Source organism: Microcoleus sp. AS-A8 (genome assembly GCA_039962225.1).
Classification (GTDB): Bacteria; Cyanobacteriota; Cyanobacteriia; order Cyanobacteriales; family Coleofasciculaceae; genus Allocoleopsis.
Map to the genome: position 1 here is coordinate 19,677 of JAMPKV010000022.1, position 21,464 is coordinate 41,140.

A 21,464-nucleotide genomic window follows, 5' to 3' on the forward strand; every position below is an offset into this window, starting at 1 on the left:
GTAATCGGTAAGCGGCTTTTACTTCCATTACCCATTACCCATTACCCATTACCCATTCTCTATGAATGTGCTGACACGATGGTTTCTAAACCCAACTGACTCATCAGGCGATTGATGTCAAAGTACTGATCCATCAGTTGTTGAATGCACTGTACTTTGATGGGTTCGTGGAGGCGTACCTGACCAAAGGCACAGTCAATAATTTCCACCGTGGTGAGCGTATCTAGGTCAACCGACAAAACAGGGATTTCTAACTCTTCGGCCCGGTTGAGGATAAAGGGTTGGGGTGGCATGTGACCCGTGAGGATGAGGCATTGGGTCGAAGTTTCGAGCGCTGCCATCTGAATGTCTGCGCGATCGCCTCCTGTTACCACTGCCATATTATTTCGCTTGCGGAAATACCCTAGAGCTGCATTAACATTCATGGCTCCAATTGTCAAGCTCTCAACCAGCAAATCCAAGCGATCAGAACGACAAAGTACTTCCGCTTGCAACTGATGTACCAATTCCCGAACGCTGACACTACGTAATAGTGGACTTCTGGGTAACATTGCCAAAACTGGAATCCCCTGGCGTTCTAGAAACGGTCGCACGGTTGATTGAGCCATCGACAGTTCGTCGGCGGGAATATCGTTAATCACAACTCCCAGCAAATGCTTACCTAGGCGTTCTTTAGCCGACAATAGAGTCTCTACGATCAAAACCGAATGAAACCGAGCCACTAGCAAGACACAAGCGTCAATTTCTTGAGCCACTTCCAGGAGGGATAGATCAAACAAACTCCCCTCACTCAGAGTTCCTGGCCCCTCCAACACCATTAAATCGCCGCTTGGTTCTTGGATATACTGTTTTAGAGATTGACGATAATTAGTTGAGTCCTCTCCCCGCAGGCGTTTTTCAATGCTCTGGGCGTCCAAAGAGAGTAGGGAGGAATATACCCGCTTTGGGGGCAAATTGAGTACTTGTGGGATAAACCGGAGATCTTCTTCCATTCCATTCGGGCAACTATCTTTCAGACAGGTTCCTAGTGGTTTTCCATAGGCGATCTCTAGCCCTTTTTGTTTCAGCTGATGGGCAACGCCCAAAATTGTCGCTGACTTACCGCAGTAAGCCTCTGTTGACCCAACCAGCAGATATTTAGCGGATTTTGCCACCCCTTTTTTCTCTCCTAATTAGTTTCAAGTTGTGCTTACTCGTCAATGCGTAGCAGCTTGCGATAGAATGCCTGAGAAAAATCGGACATACGCGCTCGCTTGAAATTCATAATTACTTCAATTAAGTAATTGATAAACTCAGAATTTGCCATAGTTACTTCGTAACTGAGGTCGGCGTTGCCATCAAACTGTAATCGGCAGCGCGTCAGTTCCGAAGGAAGCTTGGAGACGAACCAGGTAGCCACAAAGGGAATGCTATCACCACCTTCTATCCGGCGCTGGCCTTCGAGGGAACCCTGTTGATACAGGCTAATGGCTAAAGGTAAGACGTTGCGCTTGGCACCCTGGTAGTAGGGCATGTAAACACCAACGGCCGCTTTGTCGGCAGGCTGAAGTTTTTCGATGGACATACGCGAATCTTTTCTTTATAAACATCCGTTAAGGAGAGCGTGCTGGATGCTCACTGACCGTCAAGCCTAGTGAGAGAACACGGATTAGGCAAAGGGCATTATTGCAGGAAAATTACTCATTTTGGTAATTGTCTGTTTTCTCGCCTAAAGGTAATATTCTCATTTAAGCATTTGGCCTGGATAGAATCCTGTAGGATCGAGTTTAGCTCTAATCGAGTTGGCTTGGAGATGAGTTCTCAGGGAAGCGATCGCGCAAGAGCTAAACAACACAAAATTTATCCATCGAGCATCAAATGTCATATTTGGCGTAGCTTAAAAAGTCAGGACTTAGGCAAAGACAGTAAATATAGAGTAAGCTCAAACAAGCTGCACGCGACTAGACGCATGTTTGACTGCCTCAATTCTTGCAAGGCCGGGGTAATCAGGCCAGTCTAACTCCTAGTCAATGCCCAAGCGATTAAAACCGATGCCAACTTACTCACTTGCAGTACCGTAGGCGATCGCGGTTAACTCAGCTTTCCCCAAATTTATCAACAAACCTTGACTTAATGACTTCTAGAAGGCTGTATGAAACTTGCTGCCTCATTCGAGTCATGGTTACTTTTCTAGGACAGATGGCTAAAAAAGTAAGCCTTTAATCTTAACAATTAATTCAATTTATTCTATAAAGTTTAGATTTTCTTCAACTTAGGTCAAAATTCTCAGCGAATTGGCGTAAAGGATTCCAGCCATGTTGCTGAAGTAATAAACTTTAGAAACGAAGAAAATCTGAGCAGATTACAGATTATTTTTTGAGAAGGGATTATGAGTCGTCTACTAGCTCCAACCAAAGATCTACGTCAAGACAGAGATTTAGATATATCTACTCGTGACGTAGTTTCTCCTTGGAGAAATCCAATCCCACTGGGGGAGGATGAAACAACTCCGGTTGTAGTCTTCTTTTATAGCAACAGATGGATTCCCATGAAATGTTTCTCCTTGGCTGAGGCTATTGCCCTTTACCATAAAGCATTAGATTTAGGCAAGGAAATCATTGTATATCCTCCTCATTTTGATCCCTATACACGAAGATGTACCGCTCCCCCTTGTGAAGAGGGCGTCGAGGCAGAGGCGAGTACTTTCGCTCCATTCGTCACGCCTCACAACGAATTTGGAGCCATGTCTTTCCAGTGAACATTCCTTGGGTGTTGCCAGTGGCTTTCGTGGCATCACCTGGATCACACCCCAATGTTTGCCTGAACTTAATCATGGGCGTTGATGTATCATCCGCCTATGCGAACCCCAACCCCCTGTAAGCGGATCAAGATTCAAGTGCTTTAGCTATGGCTTGTAGAAGTTGCTCAGAGGAATACGGTTTCGTCAGATACCGTTCTGTGTCTAGCTGTAACTCCTGAATCATGTCAGCTTGAGGTGATTCAGCGCTAAGAAAGAGAAACGGAATTGTTGCAGTAATAGGATGAGTACGCAACTCTCTCAACACCTCATATCCACTCACTCCTGGCATTCTGACATTACACACAATTAACTCGGGCATAACCTCTCTAGCTAGTTTGACTCCGATCAGACCATCCTCAGCGCCCATAGCTAGAAATCCGTTGTCATGGAGTAGATTGAGCAGGGCTAAACGTATAATCCCTTCGTTCTCAATGACCAATATCTTCTTGGCTGTTTCTTGAGAATCAGTCATCATCGTTGGTTACCCCTCTAGCGCCCTGCGCGTGTGATTTATACTAAGTTGCGTTCCAACGGGTAATCTAGGATTAGCAGAAGGAAAAAATAGTTTACCCTTTTTACTTTTTCCTTCAATCCCCCAAATTTACTTGTGGGGCTTGTGACAAAAGATATCCGTGTATTAGGCACGTTACGCTAAGAAGCTGGGGAACTACCGCTTCCCCCGAACCCTCACTGTTTTGTTAAGACCAACCGCAACCGAATATGAGTGAAACAACAGGCGCAGCTTACCGTATAGAAAAAGATTCAATGGGAGAACGGCAAATCCCCGTTGAGGCTTATTACGGGATTCAAACGCTACGGGCAATGGAAAATTTTCCCATTAGTGGCATTAAGCCATTGCCCACGTATGTAGATGCTTGCGTGCTGATCAAAAAAGCCACGGCGATCGCTAATGGTGAACTCGGTTGTATTTCCCAAGAACTCAGCCACGCGATTGTCCAAGCAGCGGATGAAATTCTCCAAGGTAAATTCCGCGATCAATTTGTGGTGGATGTCTATCAAGCTGGGGCGGGGACTTCCCACCACATGAATATCAATGAAGTGCTAGCCAATCGTGCGCTGGAACTTCTGGGAGAAGAGAAGGGCAACTACAAGCGCGTCAGCCCTAACGACCATGTTAACTATGGTCAGTCCACCAATGATGTGATTCCGACCGCCATTCGCATCGGTGGTTTATTAGCCTTGGAACATAGCTTGTACCCCGCTTTATCCGATGCGGTTACCGCCTTGGATAATAAGGCAGATGAATTTCAGGATATTGTGAAATCGGGCAGAACCCACATGCAAGATGCTGTGCCCGTGCGATTGGGGGAAAGTTTTCGGGCTTGGGCACAAATCCTCTCCGAACATATGAATCGGATTGAAAGAGCCTCTGAAGATTTAATGGTACTGGGTTTGGGAGGAAGTGCCGCAGGAACGGGTTTAAACACTCATCCCCAGTATCGGCAGCGAGTCGCCCAAATTCTCTCTGAGTTGATCGATAAACCCCTGCGAACCACCCCGCACCTGATGGCGGCGATGCAGAGTATGGCACCCTTTGTCAGTGTTTCGGGTAGTTTACGCAACTTGGCACAAGATTGTGTGAAAATTTCTCATGACTTGCGGCTGATGGATTCGGGGCCAAAAACGGGTTTGAAAGAAATACAGTTGCCGCCCGTGCAACCCGGTTCATCGATTATGCCAGGTAAGTATAATCCGGTGATGGCAGAAATGACCTCAATGGTTTGCTTTCAGGTGATGGGCTACGATAGTGCGATCGCGCTGGCGGCTCAAGCGGGACAATTAGAACTGAATGTGATGATGCCGCTGATTGCTTACAACCTGATTCACAGCATCGAAATTTTGGGGAACACCCTCTCGGCTTTGACGAAACGGGGAATTGAGGGAATCCAGGTGAATCGCGATCGCTGTTTAGCCTATGCAGAAGGTAGCCTCGCCCTCGTTACTGCCTTAAATCCTCATATCGGTTATCTCAACGCGGCGGCTGTAGCTAAGGAATCTCTAGAAACCGGCAAATCTTTGCGGCAAATTGTTCTGGAACGAGAACTGATGAATCCTGACGAGTTAGCGCAAGTGTTAAACCTAGAGGAAATGAGCGCTTTGCCCCAATCTGAAGGCTGATTGATGCTCTCAGCCCTCGTCTAAATCGAAAGCTCTTCCAACTGTTGAACAAGACTATATCTCAATCGCTCAACGCAATTGTCTAGCTTGAATATCTTCTAGATTGCTATCAGGAATTGCTGCAATAAGCTGACGTGTATAGTCTCGTTGGGGGTTGTTGTAAATAGAATCAGCCGTGCCAATTTCTTCAATCCGCCCTTGATTCATCACCATAATGCGATCGCTGACAAACTTGACCACACTCAAATCGTGGGAAATAAAGATGTAAGTCAAGCCAAAATCTTGTTGCAAATCTTTCAGGAGATTGAGTACCTGTGCTTGAACTGAGACATCCAGGGCTGAAACTGACTCATCACAAACAATAAATCGCGGTTCACAAGCTAAGGTTCGCGCAATACAAATTCGCTGTCTTTGACCCCCAGAAAATTCATGGGGCATTCGATTGAAAGCGCTGCCATCCAGTCCAACCCGTTCTAACAAGTTGAGCGCTTTTTGTCGGCGTTCCTGTTGCGAATGACCGAGGCGATGAATTTCCATCGGTTCCATCAAAGCTTTGCCAATACTCTGCCTTGCATCTAAGGAACCATAGGGATTTTGGAAGACAATTTGCATATAGCGGCGCAGGCGGCGCAGTGTTTTAGCATCCAGTTCTAGAACCGAATCACCATCAAAAATAATCTCGCCGGAAGTGGGTTCAATCAAGCGTAAAAGGCAGCGACTCAAGGTCGTTTTGCCGCAACCCGATTCTCCCACTAAGCCTAATGTTTCACCTGGATAGACCTCAAAACTAACATCATCAACGGCTTTGAATCCTGTTTTCTTGCCAAAGAAATTCGTTCCGACTGAAAATTCTTTCGTTAAGTGACGCACAGAGAGTAAAGGTTGCTGTTGTTGCAAATTCTGATAGCGGTTTTTAACCTCCCCATCACTGACTTCAGCTAACAACAAGTTTCTTTCTTCTAAACTATGGGTTTTAGCGCGAATTTCAATTTCACCCTCCGCATTCGTTGTAACTTCCATAAAATCACTCACCGTTGGCAAGCGTTTTAACTGCTTTTCCGGGCGAGGACGACAGTTGAGTAATCCTTGAGTGTAGGGGTGTTGAGGATTAGCAAATAGGTGATAAACGCTGGCTGTTTCTACCGCCTGACCCCGATACATAACCACCACACGATCAGCAATTTCTGCAATGACTCCCATGTCGTGGGTAATGAAGAGAATGGACATGCCTCTAGCGTCGCGCAGTTCTCGCAGCAATTGTAAAATCGTCGCCTGAATGGTGACATCTAACGCGGTTGTGGGTTCATCGGCAATTAGGATGGCGGGGTTGCCACTTAATGCGATCGCAATCATCACCCGTTGCTGTTGACCCCCTGAAAGTTGGTGAGGATAGCGGTTCATCATGCCTCTGGCGTCGGGTAATTTGACTTCATCAAAAAGTGCGATCGCTCTTCGATAAGCATCCTTGCGAGAAACCTGATGATGTAACAAAATCGCTTCCACCACCTGTTCGCCACAGGTGTAAACCGGGTTTAGGGAAGTCAGGGGTTCTTGAAACACCATCGAAATTAACCCACCCCGATAAATCCGTCTTTGGTGAGTCGGAAGTGCTAATAGATTGATGGGATTGGTATTCGCCGTATTGGGGTTATGAAATAAAATTTCCCCAGTCACTTTAGCGGTGGGGGATAACAGTCCAATAACGGCTAGCGATGTTACGGATTTCCCGGAACCTGACTCACCGACAATTCCTAAGGTTTCTCCGGCGGTAAGGGTGAAAGAGACATTTTGGACGGCGGGTACTCGCTTTTTTTGGGTGGGAAACTCGATGGATAGATGACGAACATCGAGGATGGGATGGGACATAGTTTTTTTATAAACCACAGAGGGCACAGAGGGCATAGAGGTAAACCCAATCATATTTATCGAGTGTCTCTAAAACGCACTTCTACTAACTTCCTAAATACTTGCTACATGATGTTGTTCTGACTCCCCCCTTACTAAGCCGAGCGACCGGAGCCGAAGGTGAGGATGAGGAGGTTGGGGGGTCAATGTTTAGCACTATTTTATGAACTTGGTATTATCCCGAAATACTTTAATGAGCAAGTCTTCATTGTAATTGCAACGTATCGAAAATCTTCTGGTTTTTTAAGCTAGAAATACGAATAGAATAGCCCTCTTTCACGGGTCTATCTGGTATCCACTCATAAACCCCATCGCTGGCAGTACGGGGAGAGATGACTTGAATCAGTTTGTTCCTTTCGTACAACTCAATCGTCACCTCGCCGTCGAGATTGTCCCTCCACAATATGAGATAAGGCTGATTCTCCTCAAGGAGTACCTTACCAGCAGGTTGATTGACAAAGATGTGTGGCGAAACCTGCTGTTTGCCTCTCTTGCGAAATCCTAGATAATGTGGCAGGTTGCGGAAGGAAGGACTATCTTTGGGATTAGCCGATTGAGGTAGCATAATATTCCCCATCCGGGAATTGAACAGGTAAGTAGAGGTGCCGCCGTCAACGGTTATGATATCCCCTTTGACGCCTAATTGACGTAATAAATCGGCGGCTTCGTCCAGTGTTGCTTTGTTCACTGTCACGATTAACAGCAGTTCGTCGCCTTTAATACCATCAAAATTGAGTGTACCGATGACATGATACCTATTTCGTTGATTTTGGGCTAATACTTTAGCCGGATGGTCGCTGTATTTGTAAGTAACGAGCGCATTTTGAACACCCCTTTCGTTCAGAGGCGCACCCGTAGTCGGGTCGTAATCCGTAATGTACGCTTGCTTGTCATCCCAGACCAAAGCCTTCAGGCGGACTTTACTATAAAACGCATCCCTGGGTTGGCTGATAGGTCCATAGGGGCTATTTCCAGCACTGATGACTTTGCCATTAAGTTTAATCGGGAAGGAAAGCTGTGTACTGGATTTGTATTGCTCAAAAAAAGAACAATTGATGATGGAAAAAACTGCGTCACTGTACAGTTGTTTATATTCGTTGGTCACTTCCTCAAACAGCTTCCTTTGAAAGAAAGGGCTGTAATGCTCACCTTCTCCTTGATAGTATTTCCCCTGTCGTAGACCCATATTATCTACCTCTCCAATCAGTTGGTCTATTTGCATTTTGTGCAGGTTAATAACTTGCAGATAGGCTTCGTTGCCGTCAGTTAGTTCTTGTTTATACAAAGCTGCACCGTCTATGACTTCAATGGGCTGATAAGAAGATGGAGGGGTGAAGGTTGGGGCAATCAAAAGACTACTGATCAGAGTAAAAAAGAAAAAAAAGAGTTTTTTTGCAGCGTTCATAAGTATTTATTAACAGCGTAAAAAATCAACAACCCACAGACAGATTGTCCTAACCCTCCCAGTTTAGAAGCAGCGATCGCCTGATCGCTACCACAACCAAAGAGTGCGATCGCCAAGAGCAAGACAAAGTACTTTGTGTTAATTTAGGCTAAATACATTACATTATATTAAGAATGACTGAACATTCTCAACAAATGTTTTCGGGTCTTCAAAGTGGATATTATGACCACAATTACTAACAATTTCTAGCTGTGCGAATGGGCACAATCTAATCATTTCAGAGTTGATGGTTATAAATTTGGTGTCATATTCACCAACTAGCAAGAGCAGATAATTTTTGTTATTTTGGAGTTTCTCCCATAAAGAAGGCTGACATCCAGTACCTAGATTACGCAGTGATTTAGCTAATTCAAACTGATTATTTTGTAATCGGGTTTGTTTTAAAGAATCAAAATCTGGATGATTTTTTAAAGAAGCGAAAAGCGGCTGGCTATACCAATTGGCTAAAAATCTTGAAAAATTACTTTTTTCCAATTTATTCGCTAGCTCAAAATCACGTTGGATTCGTTCTAATCGATCCCCTTGGGTTTTCAGACCCGGAGATGTAGATTCAAGCACAATCCTAGAGAAACGTTGTGAAAAATGAAGAGTTAGGTATAAAGCCAATCGACCCCCCATCGAATAGCCGACTAAAAAGCAATTTTGCACATTTAACTGGTCTAGCAAGTTAATCAAGGCATGGGCGGTGTTTGACATCGTGTAGCACTCTTCCCCTCCCATCACCCTAGTTCTTCCATGACCGGGAAGGTCAACGCTTAGATAACAAAATTGGTCAGACAATAAGGAAATAACTTGATTAAATTCATTGCTGTCACCCATAAATCCATGCAAAAAAAGAATCAGAGGTTTAGCTCTATTACCTCTGAAAAAATAGTGCCATTTAAAATGATCAAACGTCATCCTCTACCACCGCTTTGGCAACCCTACTGGAGGTAAGATACCCTATCTCATTTGAACAAGGGAACAGTAGTTATCTACCCTAGGGGAATACTTCGCCATCGCGCTTGTGATAGTCTAAGTGGCTGAATTGAAATAAAGGCCATTCGTGCCTGTTGAATAGAAACGATTCAGTGCGCTCTTTCCTTGTTCGTCGTAGACGTTTGCTTTTCTGTGTTGCCCACAAAGCCTTCTAATTTCATCAGCACTGTGGGCTTAAGATGTCGATTTAATAAGTTGCCGAGGTTATAACTATGCCGAAACTAGAATTGACAGTTAGCCAAGTGATTGATTTGGTCAAGCAACTGCCGAAGAAGGATAAATTCGCAGTCTTGGATGCTCTCCATCACGAAACAGGGACGCGAGCTGAAGATGATAAGTCAAAGCAGGAAGAACAACAACTGCGAGCCTTGAGCGCTAAGCGGGGACTGGATTGGGACAGATTGAGTGAAGATGACAGGGATGTCTTGGCAAAGAAGTTGCTGCACTAGTGCATTCTGGCAGAGGTTTGTGAGTACTTGCGAAAGAAGGGGGGGAGCGAGGAGGTTAGGCGATCGCTTAAAAATAAAACCCCCCTTCACTTTCGACTTTGCCCTAACGTCGTATCGGTGAAGGCGGGTTTTAATGATTGAGGGGTGAATTTTATGTTCGCCGATGATGGCATTCAGTCAGGACGGGTTTTGATGGTTCTGTTTGCTCGTTTCAAAATCCTTGGCTAAATCTTTGATCAAGCTCCGCGTTGTACAGGTAAACCCGCTCTGACAAAAACCTGGGTAACGTTAAAAACTTCAATCTTTAGGCAGAGTTCAATTCACACTTGAAGTGCTAGTTTTGTGAACCGGAGACAAACCCCAGCGTTAAGCTGTCAGGAGCGAGGAAGTGAGCCAAATGGTAAGCTCTTTCCTCGGTTTTCAGCAGGATTTGTTCGTACAGATAGCGGGTACCGCGATCGCCCAAACTTTCTGCTTGTCCTGCCTGACGCCGAATTAGTTGAATCAAGGCTTGTTCTGCGGCTAGATCGTGTTCTACCATCTCGCGGCACGAAAAGACTCCATCCGCTTCTGGCGTAAAGCAACACAATTGCGCCAGTGCCGCGAAGCTAGCTGCCGGAACACCGCCCAGTCCATCTAAGCGCTCTCCAATATCATGGACGTGCTCCTGCACGTCATCGTAGCTCTCATTAAAGAACTGGTGCAGCATGTAAAATTCAGCACCTTCCACCACAAAGTGATGTTTCTGGTATTGCAGGTAGAGCGCTTGAAAACTTGCCAAAGCAATGTTCAGTCCTTCACAAATCGGTGCAGTGACATTCCGCTCTAACAAGACTGGATTATCGTAGACTTCGCCAAAGGTGCGTAATATACCCTGAGTTTCTGCCATGGTCGTGTTCTCCTATCATTAGGCAGGTTTTATTGGCAATGATAAAGTCTAACACGCCTAATTCAGAAATTTCACCAAATCAATACCTTACCAGTCATACATCAGTATGCTGGCTTGCTGGTTTTCTGAGCTATTTAGGATTGACTCTCGTTAATTTTAGCGAGTTAGTTGAGAATTCTTGGCATTTGTTTTATATGTAGTTTAGTCTGGTAAAAGATTTGAGACACCCCTTTATTGTTCAAGTCTCCCGAAAGCACTGAAGCTTTCTGGGAAAGCACTAATGATAAATTATCGCATCTTTGGAAACCCATGAATCGATCGAGTTCCAAAATAGAGACCAAGCAAGACATTGAGATTAGCTGGGGCGATCGCTGGCAAGTGTACACGCGCTTACAAGAGTTAGCCATTCCTTGTGAATGTGCCACTAACCAGCCTTTGCGCTATCAAATCAAGGATGTTACGGCAGCCATTCAACTCTGGAGTGTGGTCAGGCAGTTAACCGTTTCACGCCCGGAACTAGCCTGTTGGCTGGAACGTTGCTGGCAAATTCGGAACTAACATCGGGTCTATTCGGCGACTGAAATCTGGGATAGACTAACCCAACTCCCCGATCCAGGACTCCAAAACTCTCGAAACTCAAAGACTTCAATGACGAACTCAGCGATTCTACATTTAGAGGGCATCACCAAGCAGTTTGAGCATTCCTCTTACCCAGCCGTAGCTAATGTCACATTGACGCTACAGCAAGGAGATTTATTAGGGTTACTGGGGCCATCTGGCTGTGGCAAAACGACACTGTTGCGAATTGTCGCAGGGTTTGAGCAACCCCAATCGGGCATCGTGGAATTAGCAGGACGTCCGGTGGCGGGTGGCGGTTATTGGGTACCGCCAGAACAAAGGGACACGGGTATGGTGTTTCAGGACTATGCTCTGTTTCCTCACCTCAGTGTGGCGGACAATGTCGCCTTTGGTTTGAAAAAGAGCCGAGCTCGGAGCAAGGTGCATGGGTTCAAAGAAAAAGTCAAAGAAGCGATCGCCCTGGTGGGATTATCAGGACTCGAACAACGCTACCCCCACGAACTCTCAGGAGGTCAGCAGCAACGAGTGGCTCTCGCCCGTGCCTTAGCACCAAGACCGGCTTTAATTTTGTTGGATGAACCTTTGAGCAATCTGGATGTCCAAGTGCGTCTGCGGTTGCGCCAAGAAGTGCGATCGATTCTCAAGGAAACGGGAACCTCTGCGATTTTCGTCACCCACGACCAAGAAGAAGCTCTTTCCATTTCCGACAAGGTCGGTGTGATGCGTGGTGGACACTTAGAGCAATTGGGAACACCAGAGGAAATTTATACTCATCCCGCCTCTCGCTTTGTGGCAGAATTTGTCACTCAGTCCAATTTTCTCCCCGCTCGACGCCGAGAACACTTATGGGAAACTGAAGTCGGGTCTTTTGAAATGAGGATGGTGGACTCCAAACTCAACCCCACAGGCGAAACTCAATCCTCTGTTCTCGACGTGGGCGAGTTAATGTTGCGCGAAGAAAATCTCATTCTTAAGGTTGATGACGAGGCCAAGGTAGTGATTCGCGATCGCCACTTTCTCGGTCGTGAGTATCGTTACTGTTTAGAAACTCCCTCAGGAAAACAACTCCATGCTCGCACAACACTGAGTACTCTGTTGCCAGTGGGAACGCGGGTACAACTATCTGTGGCGAATCCCTTGCCAATTTTTCCAGCCGCCTCATCAATATCTCAAAGCACACCTGTATTGCTTTAATCGATTCCTGCACACATCCTTAATAGAGTCGAACTTGGCTAGAACAAGCCTCTTTGACTCACGCGATCTCTGGGCTACCTTTTTATCTCATTTGTTGGGTTTAGGTTTGCCATATTTGACCTGGTAAAATTACCTACTATCAATACTTTCTAAATTCGCCCATCCCAAATCCCAAAATTAAATTGTGATTAGGGGTCTGTACCTCCACGGGGCTTTTTAGATTCTCTATTAATATTATTAAGCGGCAAGTGATTCCTCCTCATTTTGCCGCTGAGTTAATGTCAACGCGCTTGTCAAGAGCGTACTCAATTGCATCTACTGACTAGGAGAATCTCATGACCTACAAAAACCATGTAAATCCGTGGTGTATCGTCCGGCAACTACCTAACCAGCAATCACGCCTGATTGTGCGCTTTCATCGTCGGGGTGACGCTGAATCCCATCTACAAATTCTCCGCTCCAAAAATCCTACAGCATCTTACGAAGTCATTTTTGATGTGACTTCGGCACAACCTCATTTGTTGGCTCAGCAGGTATAGTCTTAACGAACAAGGCTAGAGGCTGAGAACTAGGAGCTAGGAGTCTTTCAGAAGTAGTCCATTTGCTACAAAGATAACCATTGCTAAATTATTGGTGCAGTCCGTAGATCAGGTTTGAGTTAACAGTGTTCATGCCTATGAGCTTGACAAACAACCCATAAGTCTGCGAAAAAATGGGCTGTTTGCGGTAAAGATAGCCATTTTAAAATTACTGGTACAGTCCTATCGATAGAGTTTTGACTTAACTGTTGAATGCCTATCAGGCGGTCATACCCAATCTGTTTCGATAACCCCCTTATTCCCCAAAACAGGGAGAGGGGGTCGGGCTAAGGGGGAGGATGGGGAAGTGATTGTTTAGACGCTTAATCCAGGGATCTAGAAGCCGGATTAGGTATCAGACGCCAGATTGCTTCACTGAGTGATTTACCTCCTACCGAAAAAAAGCCCCAGGCTCTTAATGTCTGGGGCTTTTATTTTTTTAAAGCATGAAACTGGTTGCCCAAACCAGGTGACCGAACAGGAACATCCAGCCCCAAACAGACAAATTCGTTGTGCCGTAAGGATTGTAGCCGTTAATGACCTGAGCCGAGTACAGCCAAAGGTAGTCCCGTAGCCAGCCCATGATGTAAGTCGAAGACTCATTGAACTGAGCCACGTTGCCTTGCCAGATACCCAGATGCTTCCAGTGCCAGTAGAAGGTGACCCAACCAATGGTGTTGAGCATCCAGAAGATGGCGAGGTAGAAGGACTGTTCCCAACCTGAAGTTTGGCAGGTGCCGCCCCGACCTGGGCCATCGCAGGGGAAGGTAAAGCCGAAGTCTTTCTGATCCGGCATCAGCTTAGTCCCACGAGCATCCAACGCACCCTTGACACAAATCAGCGTGGTGACGTGCAGACCGAGTGCGATCGCGTGGTGTACCAGAAAATCGCCAGGGCCAATGGTTAAGAACAGAGAGTTTGTCCCACTGTTAATCGCATCCAGCCAGCCGGGTAACCAAACGTTGCCGTAGTTCGGCCATGCTGTATTAGCAATACTGTCAGGATTCGATAACAGAACGTCCATTCCATAGAGCAACTTACCGTGAGATGCCTGGATGAACTGAGCAAATACTGGCTCAATCAAGATTTGCTTCTCAGGAGTTCCAAAGGCAACTACCACATCGTTGTGGACGTAAAGCCCCAAGGTGTGGAAGCCGAGGAACAGAGAAACCCAAGATAAGTGCGATATAATCGCCTCTTTGTGATTGAGTACCCGCTGTCTTTGATACTGTGACCAATCCCAAAGTTCGTCCGGTACATGTGACCGGCAATGATAAAGATGACTGCGATCGCTAAATGGTGGTGAGCCATATCCGTCAGCCACAAGGACTGAGTCTGAGGATGGAAGCCACCCAAAAAGGTGAGAATTGCGGTTCCAGCACCTTGAGATGTGCCAAAAATATGCTCAGCCGTATCCGGGTTCTGGCCATAGGCACCCCAGTTGCCGGTGAAGAATGGTCTCAATCCCTCTGGGTGCGGCATGGTCGTCAGAAAGTTATTCCAACCCACATGCTGTCCACGAGATTCGGGGATAGCAACGTGAACCAAGTGACCCGTCCAGGCTAGAGAACTAACCCCAAACAACCCGGCTAGGTGATGGTTTAGTCGAGATTCAGCGCTCTTAAACCAAGCCAAACTGGGGCGGAACCGAGGTTGCAGGTGTAGCCAACCGGCAAACAAGAAAACCGCAGATAGCAGCAACAGGAACACGGCACCTTGATACAGGTCGTTATTCGTCCGCATACCAATGGTGTACCACCAGTGATAAACACCGGAGTATGCAATGTTCACTGGATAGGTTGCGCCTGCTTGGGTGAAAGCATCAACAGCCGGTGCACCAAATTGGGGGTCCCAAATCGCATGGGCGATAGGACGGATATTGAGTGGATCTTTAATTCACACTTCAAAGTTACCTTGCCACGCGACGTGGAACAGAAGGCCAGAAGTCCACAAAAAAATGATGGCTAGATGACCAAAGTGAGAGGCAAAAATCTTTTGATAAAGATTTTCCTCTGTCATGCCATCATGACTTTCAAAATCGTGAGCTTGGGCAATCCCGTACCAGATTCGACGTGTTGTCGGATCTTGAGCCAAGTCCTGGCTAAATTTGGGAAATTTGTTTATTGCTATGTAATTTCCTAACGTCCTCCATGAACGCTAATTCAGGTGGATAGTCAAGCGGGAACTAGCAACGACTTGTCATTAAATAAACATGCTTTCAGCATCAAATTGGAGGTCAACCTAATAGACAAAACTGGCGAATATGAGGTTAATATTACTTAATTCCCAAATTAATACTCATCTTACTTGGTAACTCATTTCTCGCTCAAAGAACAAATTGCTTTAAATCTTTACTTTTCATTGATGTGGAATCAGATAATTTTATTTTCACCGAATTAGTGAATTCTTCATTATCTCAATCAATTCATGCACTGTTGAGCAAACTATCCTTGGCAACACTATCTCTCTTAATAGGAGGTTTCTAAGCATGAATCAACCCCATCAATTTGATATTCGAGTTGGAAGTGGCTCTAGATTCAGCAATCTGAGCTTCTGGCGATAATCAGTTACCGATTTATTGGGTGATTTGTGCTCAATGCAAAGATGAATCCCAGCTCTATAGGAAGTAATAATCAACTTAACTTTTACCATTTTTTGGGCTTTCTACCTAAAAAGAGAGATTGATATTAAATCATTTGGTAATGGCAGATACAGGCCACAGGAAATAGGTGAAAGAGTCCTTGACAGTGAGAGTATGAACCCAATGCATTTGTTCGTTTCCGCCCTATCCCTGAATTCTTCGCCACCTGTTGTGTAATGGTAAAAAGAAAAAGGCGATCTCTAAAATTCCCTCAAAAACGAGCGCCCTTTTCATATTGTGCAGAGAAGTAATTTCCATCCGCTAGATTAAGGGCTTCTGAAGTCCAGGTACTTATATCGAAAGTAATGAATTAATGTTAAATAAACTTGTTTTAGGTTATACCACGAGTTGCGAGACATATCTAGTTTCGACTTTTGACAAAAGTCTACTGCTCAGATTGTGGTCAAATGCTAGAAACTAGGGAATAGTCCAGTCTGAGCCATTAACCAACAATGCGAACCCTTGCTGAAATTAATGACAAAATTCGTCGCCGATGTGCGGTGGTATGGACAATAGAGGAACTTAAAGCCAGGGTGGCAGAGGTTGGTGTCACTCAGACGGCCAAGGAAGTAGATGTTGTAACTACTGGCACGTTTGAGCCAATGGAGTCTTCAGGTGCCATTATTAATTTGGGTCACACAGACCCACCCATGAAAATTCGCAAGTGTTGGTTGGATGGTATTCCCGCCTATGCTGGGTTTGGGGCAGTGGATTTGTATTTGGGAGCCACTCAAGGGGTAGATTATATCGATACGGGAGAGGTGCCTGATGTCGAGGAATTGAGAGAACGAGGCGGCGGTCATGTGATAGAAGACTTGATTGCGGATAAACCTGTACATTTGCGCGCGATGGGACAGGTGACAGACTGCTATCCCAGGGCGTCTTTTGAGACAACGATTACCCGCGAGACGATTAATCAATTTTATCTATTTAATCCTCGCAATCTCTATCAAAATTTTATTGTTGGGGTCAATGGAGGCGATCGCCCACTGTTCACCTACCTCGGTCCCTTACAACCGCGACTCGCCAATGCCGTTTACTCCAACCCTGGAGCAATTTCCCCCCTGCTGAATGACCCCGAGCTCAAACTCATTGGTATCGGCACCCAAATTTTCCTCGGTGGTGGCATTGGTTACATCGCCTGGGAAGGTACCCAACACTTTCCCTTACAAAAACGCCTTCCCAATCGAACACCCATCGGCCCATCCGCGACATTAGCTTTGATCGGGGATGCCAAGCAAATGAGTCCCAAGTGGGTACGGGGTTGTTACTTCAAAAATTATGGCCCGTCTCTGATGCTGGGTGTGGGTGTGCCACTCCCGGTATTGAACGAGGAGGTGGTCAATGGCTGTGCTGTCCAAGATCAGGATGTTGTTGCACCGGTGGTAGATTTCTCCATCCCCCGGCGCGTCCGTCCTACCTTTGGTTTAGTCAGCTATGCCCAACTCAAGACAGGTCGCATCACCGTTGATGGCAAATCTGTCAAGGTCGCGCCTCTGGCGAGTATCTTTCGTTCGCGGCAAGTTGCGGTGGAATTAAAGCAGTGGATTCTCCAGGGTGACTTTACGCTGACTGAACCCGTAGCCTCCATTCCGATGAACCGATCCTTTTTACCTCAAGATTTGTACACCTCTTGATGAGCCTCCCCTCGTGTTTGTGGAAAGCTTTGAGTGAAATTGATGATTTTTTTGTTAAAAAATTTCTAAATTGGGTGTTATGGGCAACTGGGGAGCGGCAAGAATCGTCCCCAGTCTCCAATCATCCCTTGCTAATCCTTAGCTAGAAGGATTGCCCGCGGTGTTCCCTCCTCCCGACTTTTCATTCCGTTTGACGGGTTTAGGTACTGGTTCTCGGCGTTTGGGTGGTGTGCCTGTCGGCGTGCCTGTCGGCGTGCCTGTTGCTGTAGGTGGTCGTTCACCTTTACGCATGGGACGCTGGTTGGAACCATATTTTTTCCCACCTGTCCCCGGTCTCCTTTTGTTGAAAGGTTTCTTTTTGGGATACTTCTTCGCCGGCAACAGACCAATATCATTGGCCTCTTGAATTCCGAGAGTATTACCCTCTAGCTGGATATGTAAATCCCAAAAGCGACCAACGACTCGGTCTCCCAGGAGACCTTTGAGCTTTAACTTGAAAAACTTAGTCTTGTCCGCTTCTTTACGCGGAGACTGTTTGATTTTTACAATGACTTGTTCCTCCTCTCGCGAGTGGTAAATAACTTCACCGCGAATGGAAAAATACCCATTTTGGACAATAGATGAAACCTCTGGTTCAGACGGCTCTGGAGGCGTCTCTCCTTCGGGTTTTTCGGGTTCTTCTGGTTCTTCTGGTTGTTCGGGCGCTTCCTCTGAAGTAGGGGATGGGGATGGCGTTTTTTGCAGTTTTTCGGGTTCCCAGACACCAACAATTTGGACGTGCAAGTTTCCGTCCTCTTGTCTTGAGCGGGGATAAACCACCCAAAGGTGAGATTGGTCTAAGCTTAAGTGATTTTTCACCAAGCTCATTACGCGACCCAGTAACACTGCATCGATCAATGTTCCATCGGCCGCCAGTAATGTCCCCCGCGTCAATTGTTCGGCGGAAGGCATATATTGTCCCCGAATCAGTCCGATAGCTCGGTACTGCATTGGTTCACTGGGCGGGGGAATCGGTTGCTGTCGCTGGACGTCTGATGACATGATTCCGGTCGAATCAGCTTCTTGAGCTGAGGTAGTAACGTTTGAAGCATCGCCAGTTGGCGTTGTTGGGGCCTGACTTGGTACACTGGATGTCTCTGGTAACTGAGTACCAGAAGACTTGGGTGAGTCGGAAGACCGATTCACAGAAGGACTCATATAACCTCCTAGCGGCGGAGACACATTCCCTTATGGGAGTTGGGCTAACGTCAAAAGCGTTGTTTTTTTCATCATCATCAAGCGGCTTGATACCTTGCCTAAGGACATTGCCCTTAGATTTGTGGTTTTCAAGAAGCTGGAGAGTGTGAAGGCGCTAAATATCAGTCTGCCCATTGTACAAAATGCAGTGGAAAGACTGGTATATCCGCAAAGTTTATGGAATCTTTAATCGGACAAGCTTGCACCTGATCAAATCTAGCTTAATGCTGTCCCTAATTCTGGCATGGTTCAGGTTTTGGGTACTGGAAAATCTCACAATGGTCTCAAGTAGTTTAATAATGTCATTAGAGTTCGAGGAAGTGTTGTGTCTCAAAAGCGGAGTCCCTGGGTAAATCTAGTCTTGGTGCTGGCGATACTGGCTTTTGTTGGTATTTCGATGATTCCTTTGCTGGGCATCGTCCTATCGGATAATTCACCGTCAACGGAAGCCACCACCGCTTCGACGCCGACCATTCCGGCGCAAAAGCAAGCTGAGCTAGAAGCTCAGGCCAGAGGTTACGAACTGGTGGTGCAGCGAGAGCCCCAGAATTCATCCGCCTTGCGGGGTCTTCTAGAGACACGGCTGAAGCTAGGAGATATTCAAGGGGCTATTCCTCCCCTAGAACAGATGGCAAAGCTGAATCCTGACCAATCTGAATACGCCGTCTTACTGGCTCAGGCAAAGCAGCAGCTCGGTGACAAGGAAGGAGCCGCTCAAACCTATCGCTCGACCTTAGTCTCGAAGCCGGGGAATTTGGATGCCCTGGAAGGTCTGGTGGGTCTCTACGTCCAACAAAAGCGCCCAGAAGCCGCTATTGGTCTGCTCCAAGATACCCTCAAAACAGCAACGCCGATTAATGATATGAAACCGGGCACTGTGGATGTGATCTCGGTGCAGCTATTGTTGGGTTTGGTTTACGCCAATGAGAAACGCTACACAGAAGCGATCACCATTTATGATGAAGCGATCAAGACCAACAAACAGGATTTTCGACCCACACTCGCCAAAGCCTTGATTCTCAAGGAACAGGGTAAAGTCGCCGAGGCCAAACCCCTGTTTACAACCGCTGCTTCCTTAGCACCACCGAAGTACAAAGATCAAGTCGCTCAACTAGCCAAAGAGGCGACAGAACCCAAGAGTGCTTCGCCTGGTCAAGAATCACCCAATGGCAAACAATCCCCGGCGAGTCCGCCTTCTGCCTCTCCTAGCAATCAGCCTGCCTCTCCAGGCAATGCTCCTGCGGCTCCTAAAGCCACAGCGGATTCTCCTGGAACCTAGGATGATTTTCAAGAGCGAGGTTGAGGCCAAGGAATTTGAGGATTATTCGCCAACTGGTTCGCCACTGCGGCGGCTCCATAGCGGTTCAGATGGCTGGGGTCGGAAAAATACTCGTTGCGGTTGGGCCACTCCCTCCCCATGTCGATAAAAACCAATCCATCACCCGCTTGCTTCTGCATCATCTGCTGAAATTGCTGTTCTCGCAGTCGGCGCACTGAATCTAAGTAATCTTGATTGAGGGGCAAGTTGACGAAAACCAAGGGCATCTGTTGCTGCTTGGCCATCGCTTTGACTGAATTGAGTGCAGTGGCTTGCTGGCCGGCTAAATTGAAGGGCTGATAATCCGCATCGTACCGACCAGAGACTCGTGGCTTTTTCTGATAATAGCTACTAGGCTCAAAACGGATATCCAGGGGGAGGAAACCATTGGCTTTAATCGCCCAGCTACTGTAGCCTGTGATGTTTCGAGCCATCGCCAGCCGAGAAGGTGCTGTGATCTCATCTAGCTCAGTTAAGAGTAGCTGTTCATCTGGGGCGGGGACGGAATGCCTCGTCGCCTCCAAGGGTACTCCGGCCATCCACCACGGCCCCGAAGTCGCCACCGCGATCGCTGAGCGGCTTGCCGGCTTGAGCCGCTGTGGACTGATTCTTGACAGGGAAGTCCCTGGTAAGTCTTCACAGGTTTCAGTGGTTTCAGAGCCGTTTTGAGGCAGTGTAGGGCGCTCACCTGCCATCAAGCGCTGATATCCAGCAGATGCCACCATGCTGTTATAGGTTCGGTCGGGTCGCCCACTGTTAAACGCACGTACCCCATCCGCCCAGAGAATTAAGCGTGGCAGTTGTTCGCTCTTTAAAAGTTGCCGCAACTGAAAATCAACAATTTGGGCGGTTCCACCATTGACGCCAAAGTTAAAGACTTTGAGATTGCCTTTCCCTTGAGCGGCTAATGCTTGCTGCAACTGCTGAGGATCGATGCCTACTAAAGCACGGGAACTCCCGACAATCAACACATCGGGCTGACCCACAGCGGAAATATAGGAGAGATACAGCAGTAGTTGCTCGTCAAAGATTGGGTTATCAAAACTTGTAAAGGGCAGTGAGGAAGTAGCGGTTGATGCTTTTTGGATAGCCATATCCAGGTATTCGAGATACTCAGCGACTTTTTTCTGTGCAAAAGCACGTTTGGGACTTTCTGGGGAAACAGCTTGCATTGCCCCGATCGCTTGTACCCAGCTTGATCCGACTAAATCCCAATCTTGTTTAGATTTAGCCGATTGTGATAATGTCGCCGCCCTCATCGCTTTGTCAATTCCCTTGGTGAAGGGATCGATGCGGAGGCAGTTTGAGGGAGAGTCTTGGGACACAATGGAGCGTGTAGTGGACTGACGTGTTGATGAGGAGGTCTTGTGGGGGAGAGTCTCAGGTTGTGAGAAGGGGGAACAGCCCGTGGTCAAGGTCAGCAAGGCTAAGGTGGCGGCACCATGAAGTTTCAGGCAGAATTTAGCCATAATTCAATTCAAGAGTGAGTTATACATCAACACTCGACTCCTTGTACTGTGGCTCCCCGAAGTTGGAGCGTGCCTCTAGGATTAGGATGTCAGTGGTGAGAGATTCCTAGAATTCATTATCATTGCCACTGACCCCTCCTTGAACCGACGTTGTCTTGGTAGTCTGATTGGGCTTGACAACAGGAAAGCGATGTGCAAAATTTTGTGA

17 protein-coding genes and 1 pseudogene are annotated in these 21,464 nt (G+C 46.7%); 8 read left to right on the forward strand and 10 right to left on the reverse strand.

Annotated elements, in window-relative coordinates; all coding sequences use genetic code 11:
- Window positions 1-59: 59 nt before the first annotated feature.
- Both NDI48_25170 and NDI48_25175 read right to left on the reverse strand, forming a co-directional pair.
- A complete protein-coding gene (locus NDI48_25170) occupies window positions 60-1,154 on the reverse strand; it encodes a phosphotransacetylase family protein (protein ID MEP0834460.1) in 1,095 nt (364 codons plus the stop codon).
- 35 nt (window positions 1,155-1,189) lie between these two features.
- Window positions 1,190-1,564 (reverse strand): hypothetical protein, encoded by a 375-nt coding sequence (locus NDI48_25175; GenBank protein ID MEP0834461.1) that lies wholly within the window; start codon window positions 1,562-1,564, stop codon window positions 1,190-1,192.
- A gap of 804 nt (window positions 1,565-2,368) precedes the next feature.
- Between NDI48_25175 and NDI48_25180 the strand changes: the two genes are divergently transcribed.
- Window positions 2,369-2,737: a hypothetical protein gene (locus NDI48_25180; protein ID MEP0834462.1), complete on the forward strand. Its 369-nt coding sequence runs from the start codon at window positions 2,369-2,371 to the stop codon at window positions 2,735-2,737.
- A gap of 127 nt (window positions 2,738-2,864) precedes the next feature.
- Here the strand turns inward: NDI48_25180 and NDI48_25185 are convergent, their stop codons facing one another.
- Complete coding sequence (locus NDI48_25185) at window positions 2,865-3,254, reverse strand: response regulator (protein ID MEP0834463.1); 390 nt, start codon at window positions 3,252-3,254, stop codon at window positions 2,865-2,867.
- 245 nt (window positions 3,255-3,499) lie between these two features.
- Here NDI48_25185 and NDI48_25190 point away from each other — a divergent pair, with 245 nt between their 5' ends.
- The gene (locus NDI48_25190) at window positions 3,500-4,918 is read left to right on the forward strand and encodes an aspartate ammonia-lyase (protein MEP0834464.1); all 1,419 of its coding nucleotides are present in this window, start codon (window positions 3,500-3,502) and stop codon (window positions 4,916-4,918) included.
- 69 nt (window positions 4,919-4,987) lie between these two features.
- Here NDI48_25190 and NDI48_25195 read toward each other — a convergent pair whose 3' ends face one another.
- The 3 genes from NDI48_25195 to menH all read right to left on the reverse strand — a co-directional run bounded on the left by NDI48_25195 (window position 4,988) and on the right by menH (window position 9,188).
- Window positions 4,988-6,784 carry an ABC transporter ATP-binding protein gene (locus tag NDI48_25195; GenBank protein ID MEP0834465.1) on the reverse strand — a complete coding sequence of 599 codons (1,797 nt, stop codon included), beginning with the start codon at window positions 6,782-6,784 and terminating at the stop codon, window positions 4,988-4,990.
- Window positions 6,785-7,028: 244 nt separating this feature from the next.
- The gene (locus NDI48_25200; protein MEP0834466.1) at window positions 7,029-8,228 is read right to left on the reverse strand and encodes a phosphodiester glycosidase family protein; all 1,200 of its coding nucleotides are present in this window, start codon (window positions 8,226-8,228) and stop codon (window positions 7,029-7,031) included.
- 162 nt (window positions 8,229-8,390) lie between these two features.
- Window positions 8,391-9,188, reverse strand: coding sequence for a 2-succinyl-6-hydroxy-2,4-cyclohexadiene-1-carboxylate synthase (gene menH / locus NDI48_25205; GenBank protein MEP0834467.1), 798 nt, complete (start codon window positions 9,186-9,188; stop codon window positions 8,391-8,393).
- A 290-nt stretch (window positions 9,189-9,478) separates the two neighbouring features.
- On the opposite strand from menH, the gene NDI48_25210 reads away from it, so the two are divergent.
- Window positions 9,479-9,715, forward strand: coding sequence for a hypothetical protein (locus tag NDI48_25210; GenBank protein ID MEP0834468.1), 237 nt, complete (start codon window positions 9,479-9,481; stop codon window positions 9,713-9,715).
- Between the two features lie 334 nt (window positions 9,716-10,049).
- On the opposite strand, the gene NDI48_25215 is transcribed toward NDI48_25210, so the two are convergent.
- On the reverse strand, window positions 10,050-10,604 hold the full coding sequence (locus NDI48_25215; GenBank protein ID MEP0834469.1) for a DNA starvation/stationary phase protection protein: 555 nt from the start codon (window positions 10,602-10,604) through the stop codon (window positions 10,050-10,052).
- 309 nt (window positions 10,605-10,913) lie between these two features.
- Here NDI48_25215 and NDI48_25220 point away from each other — a divergent pair, with 309 nt between their 5' ends.
- From NDI48_25220 to NDI48_25230, 3 genes are all read left to right on the forward strand, one after another.
- The gene (locus NDI48_25220) at window positions 10,914-11,162 is read left to right on the forward strand and encodes a hypothetical protein (GenBank protein MEP0834470.1); all 249 of its coding nucleotides are present in this window, start codon (window positions 10,914-10,916) and stop codon (window positions 11,160-11,162) included.
- Between the two features lie 90 nt (window positions 11,163-11,252).
- On the forward strand, window positions 11,253-12,377 hold the full coding sequence (locus NDI48_25225) for an ABC transporter ATP-binding protein (GenBank protein MEP0834471.1): 1,125 nt from the start codon (window positions 11,253-11,255) through the stop codon (window positions 12,375-12,377).
- A 335-nt stretch (window positions 12,378-12,712) separates the two neighbouring features.
- Window positions 12,713-12,916: a hypothetical protein gene (locus tag NDI48_25230; GenBank protein ID MEP0834472.1), complete on the forward strand. Its 204-nt coding sequence runs from the start codon at window positions 12,713-12,715 to the stop codon at window positions 12,914-12,916.
- Window positions 12,917-13,400: 484 nt separating this feature from the next.
- On the opposite strand, the pseudogene psaB reads toward NDI48_25230, so the two are convergent.
- Window positions 13,401-15,079 (reverse strand): annotated as a pseudogene (gene psaB, locus NDI48_25235) (photosystem I chlorophyll a apoprotein A2).
- Between the two features lie 969 nt (window positions 15,080-16,048).
- On the opposite strand from psaB, the gene NDI48_25240 reads away from it, so the two are divergent.
- Entirely contained in the window at window positions 16,049-17,233 is a 1,185-nt protein-coding gene (locus NDI48_25240; GenBank protein MEP0834473.1) for a homocysteine biosynthesis protein, read from the forward strand.
- Between the two features lie 138 nt (window positions 17,234-17,371).
- On the opposite strand, the gene NDI48_25245 is transcribed toward NDI48_25240, so the two are convergent.
- On the reverse strand, window positions 17,372-18,430 hold the full coding sequence (locus NDI48_25245; GenBank protein ID MEP0834474.1) for a hypothetical protein: 1,059 nt from the start codon (window positions 18,428-18,430) through the stop codon (window positions 17,372-17,374).
- Between the two features lie 364 nt (window positions 18,431-18,794).
- On the opposite strand from NDI48_25245, the gene NDI48_25250 reads away from it, so the two are divergent.
- Window positions 18,795-19,748 carry a tetratricopeptide repeat protein gene (locus NDI48_25250; GenBank protein ID MEP0834475.1) on the forward strand — a complete coding sequence of 318 codons (954 nt, stop codon included), beginning with the start codon at window positions 18,795-18,797 and terminating at the stop codon, window positions 19,746-19,748.
- A gap of 8 nt (window positions 19,749-19,756) precedes the next feature.
- Here NDI48_25250 and NDI48_25255 read toward each other — a convergent pair whose 3' ends face one another.
- Window positions 19,757-21,256, reverse strand: a complete 1,500-nt coding sequence (locus NDI48_25255; GenBank protein ID MEP0834476.1) for a hypothetical protein — start codon at window positions 21,254-21,256, stop codon at window positions 19,757-19,759.
- Between the last annotated feature and the right edge of the window lie 208 nt (window positions 21,257-21,464).

Coding starts and splice junctions, on each gene's coding strand:
- NDI48_25175 (MEP0834461.1), bottom strand. CDS start 1,564: ATGTCCATCGAAAAACTTCAGCCTGCCGACAAAGCGGCCGTTGGTGTT.
- NDI48_25180 (MEP0834462.1), top strand. CDS start 2,369: ATGAGTCGTCTACTAGCTCCAACCAAAGATCTACGTCAAGACAGAGAT.
- NDI48_25185 (MEP0834463.1), bottom strand. CDS start 3,254: ATGATGACTGATTCTCAAGAAACAGCCAAGAAGATATTGGTCATTGAG.
- NDI48_25190 (MEP0834464.1), top strand. CDS start 3,500: ATGAGTGAAACAACAGGCGCAGCTTACCGTATAGAAAAAGATTCAATG.
- NDI48_25195 (MEP0834465.1), bottom strand. CDS start 6,784: ATGTCCCATCCCATCCTCGATGTTCGTCATCTATCCATCGAGTTTCCC.
- NDI48_25200 (MEP0834466.1), bottom strand. CDS start 8,228: ATGAACGCTGCAAAAAAACTCTTTTTTTTCTTTTTTACTCTGATCAGT.
- menH (MEP0834467.1), bottom strand. CDS start 9,188: ATGACGTTTGATCATTTTAAATGGCACTATTTTTTCAGAGGTAATAGA.
- NDI48_25210 (MEP0834468.1), top strand. CDS start 9,479: ATGCCGAAACTAGAATTGACAGTTAGCCAAGTGATTGATTTGGTCAAG.
- NDI48_25215 (MEP0834469.1), bottom strand. CDS start 10,604: ATGGCAGAAACTCAGGGTATATTACGCACCTTTGGCGAAGTCTACGAT.
- NDI48_25220 (MEP0834470.1), top strand. CDS start 10,914: ATGAATCGATCGAGTTCCAAAATAGAGACCAAGCAAGACATTGAGATT.
- NDI48_25225 (MEP0834471.1), top strand. CDS start 11,253: ATGACGAACTCAGCGATTCTACATTTAGAGGGCATCACCAAGCAGTTT.
- NDI48_25230 (MEP0834472.1), top strand. CDS start 12,713: ATGACCTACAAAAACCATGTAAATCCGTGGTGTATCGTCCGGCAACTA.
- NDI48_25240 (MEP0834473.1), top strand. CDS start 16,049: ATGCGAACCCTTGCTGAAATTAATGACAAAATTCGTCGCCGATGTGCG.
- NDI48_25245 (MEP0834474.1), bottom strand. CDS start 18,430: ATGAGTCCTTCTGTGAATCGGTCTTCCGACTCACCCAAGTCTTCTGGT.
- NDI48_25255 (MEP0834476.1), bottom strand. CDS start 21,256: ATGGCTAAATTCTGCCTGAAACTTCATGGTGCCGCCACCTTAGCCTTG.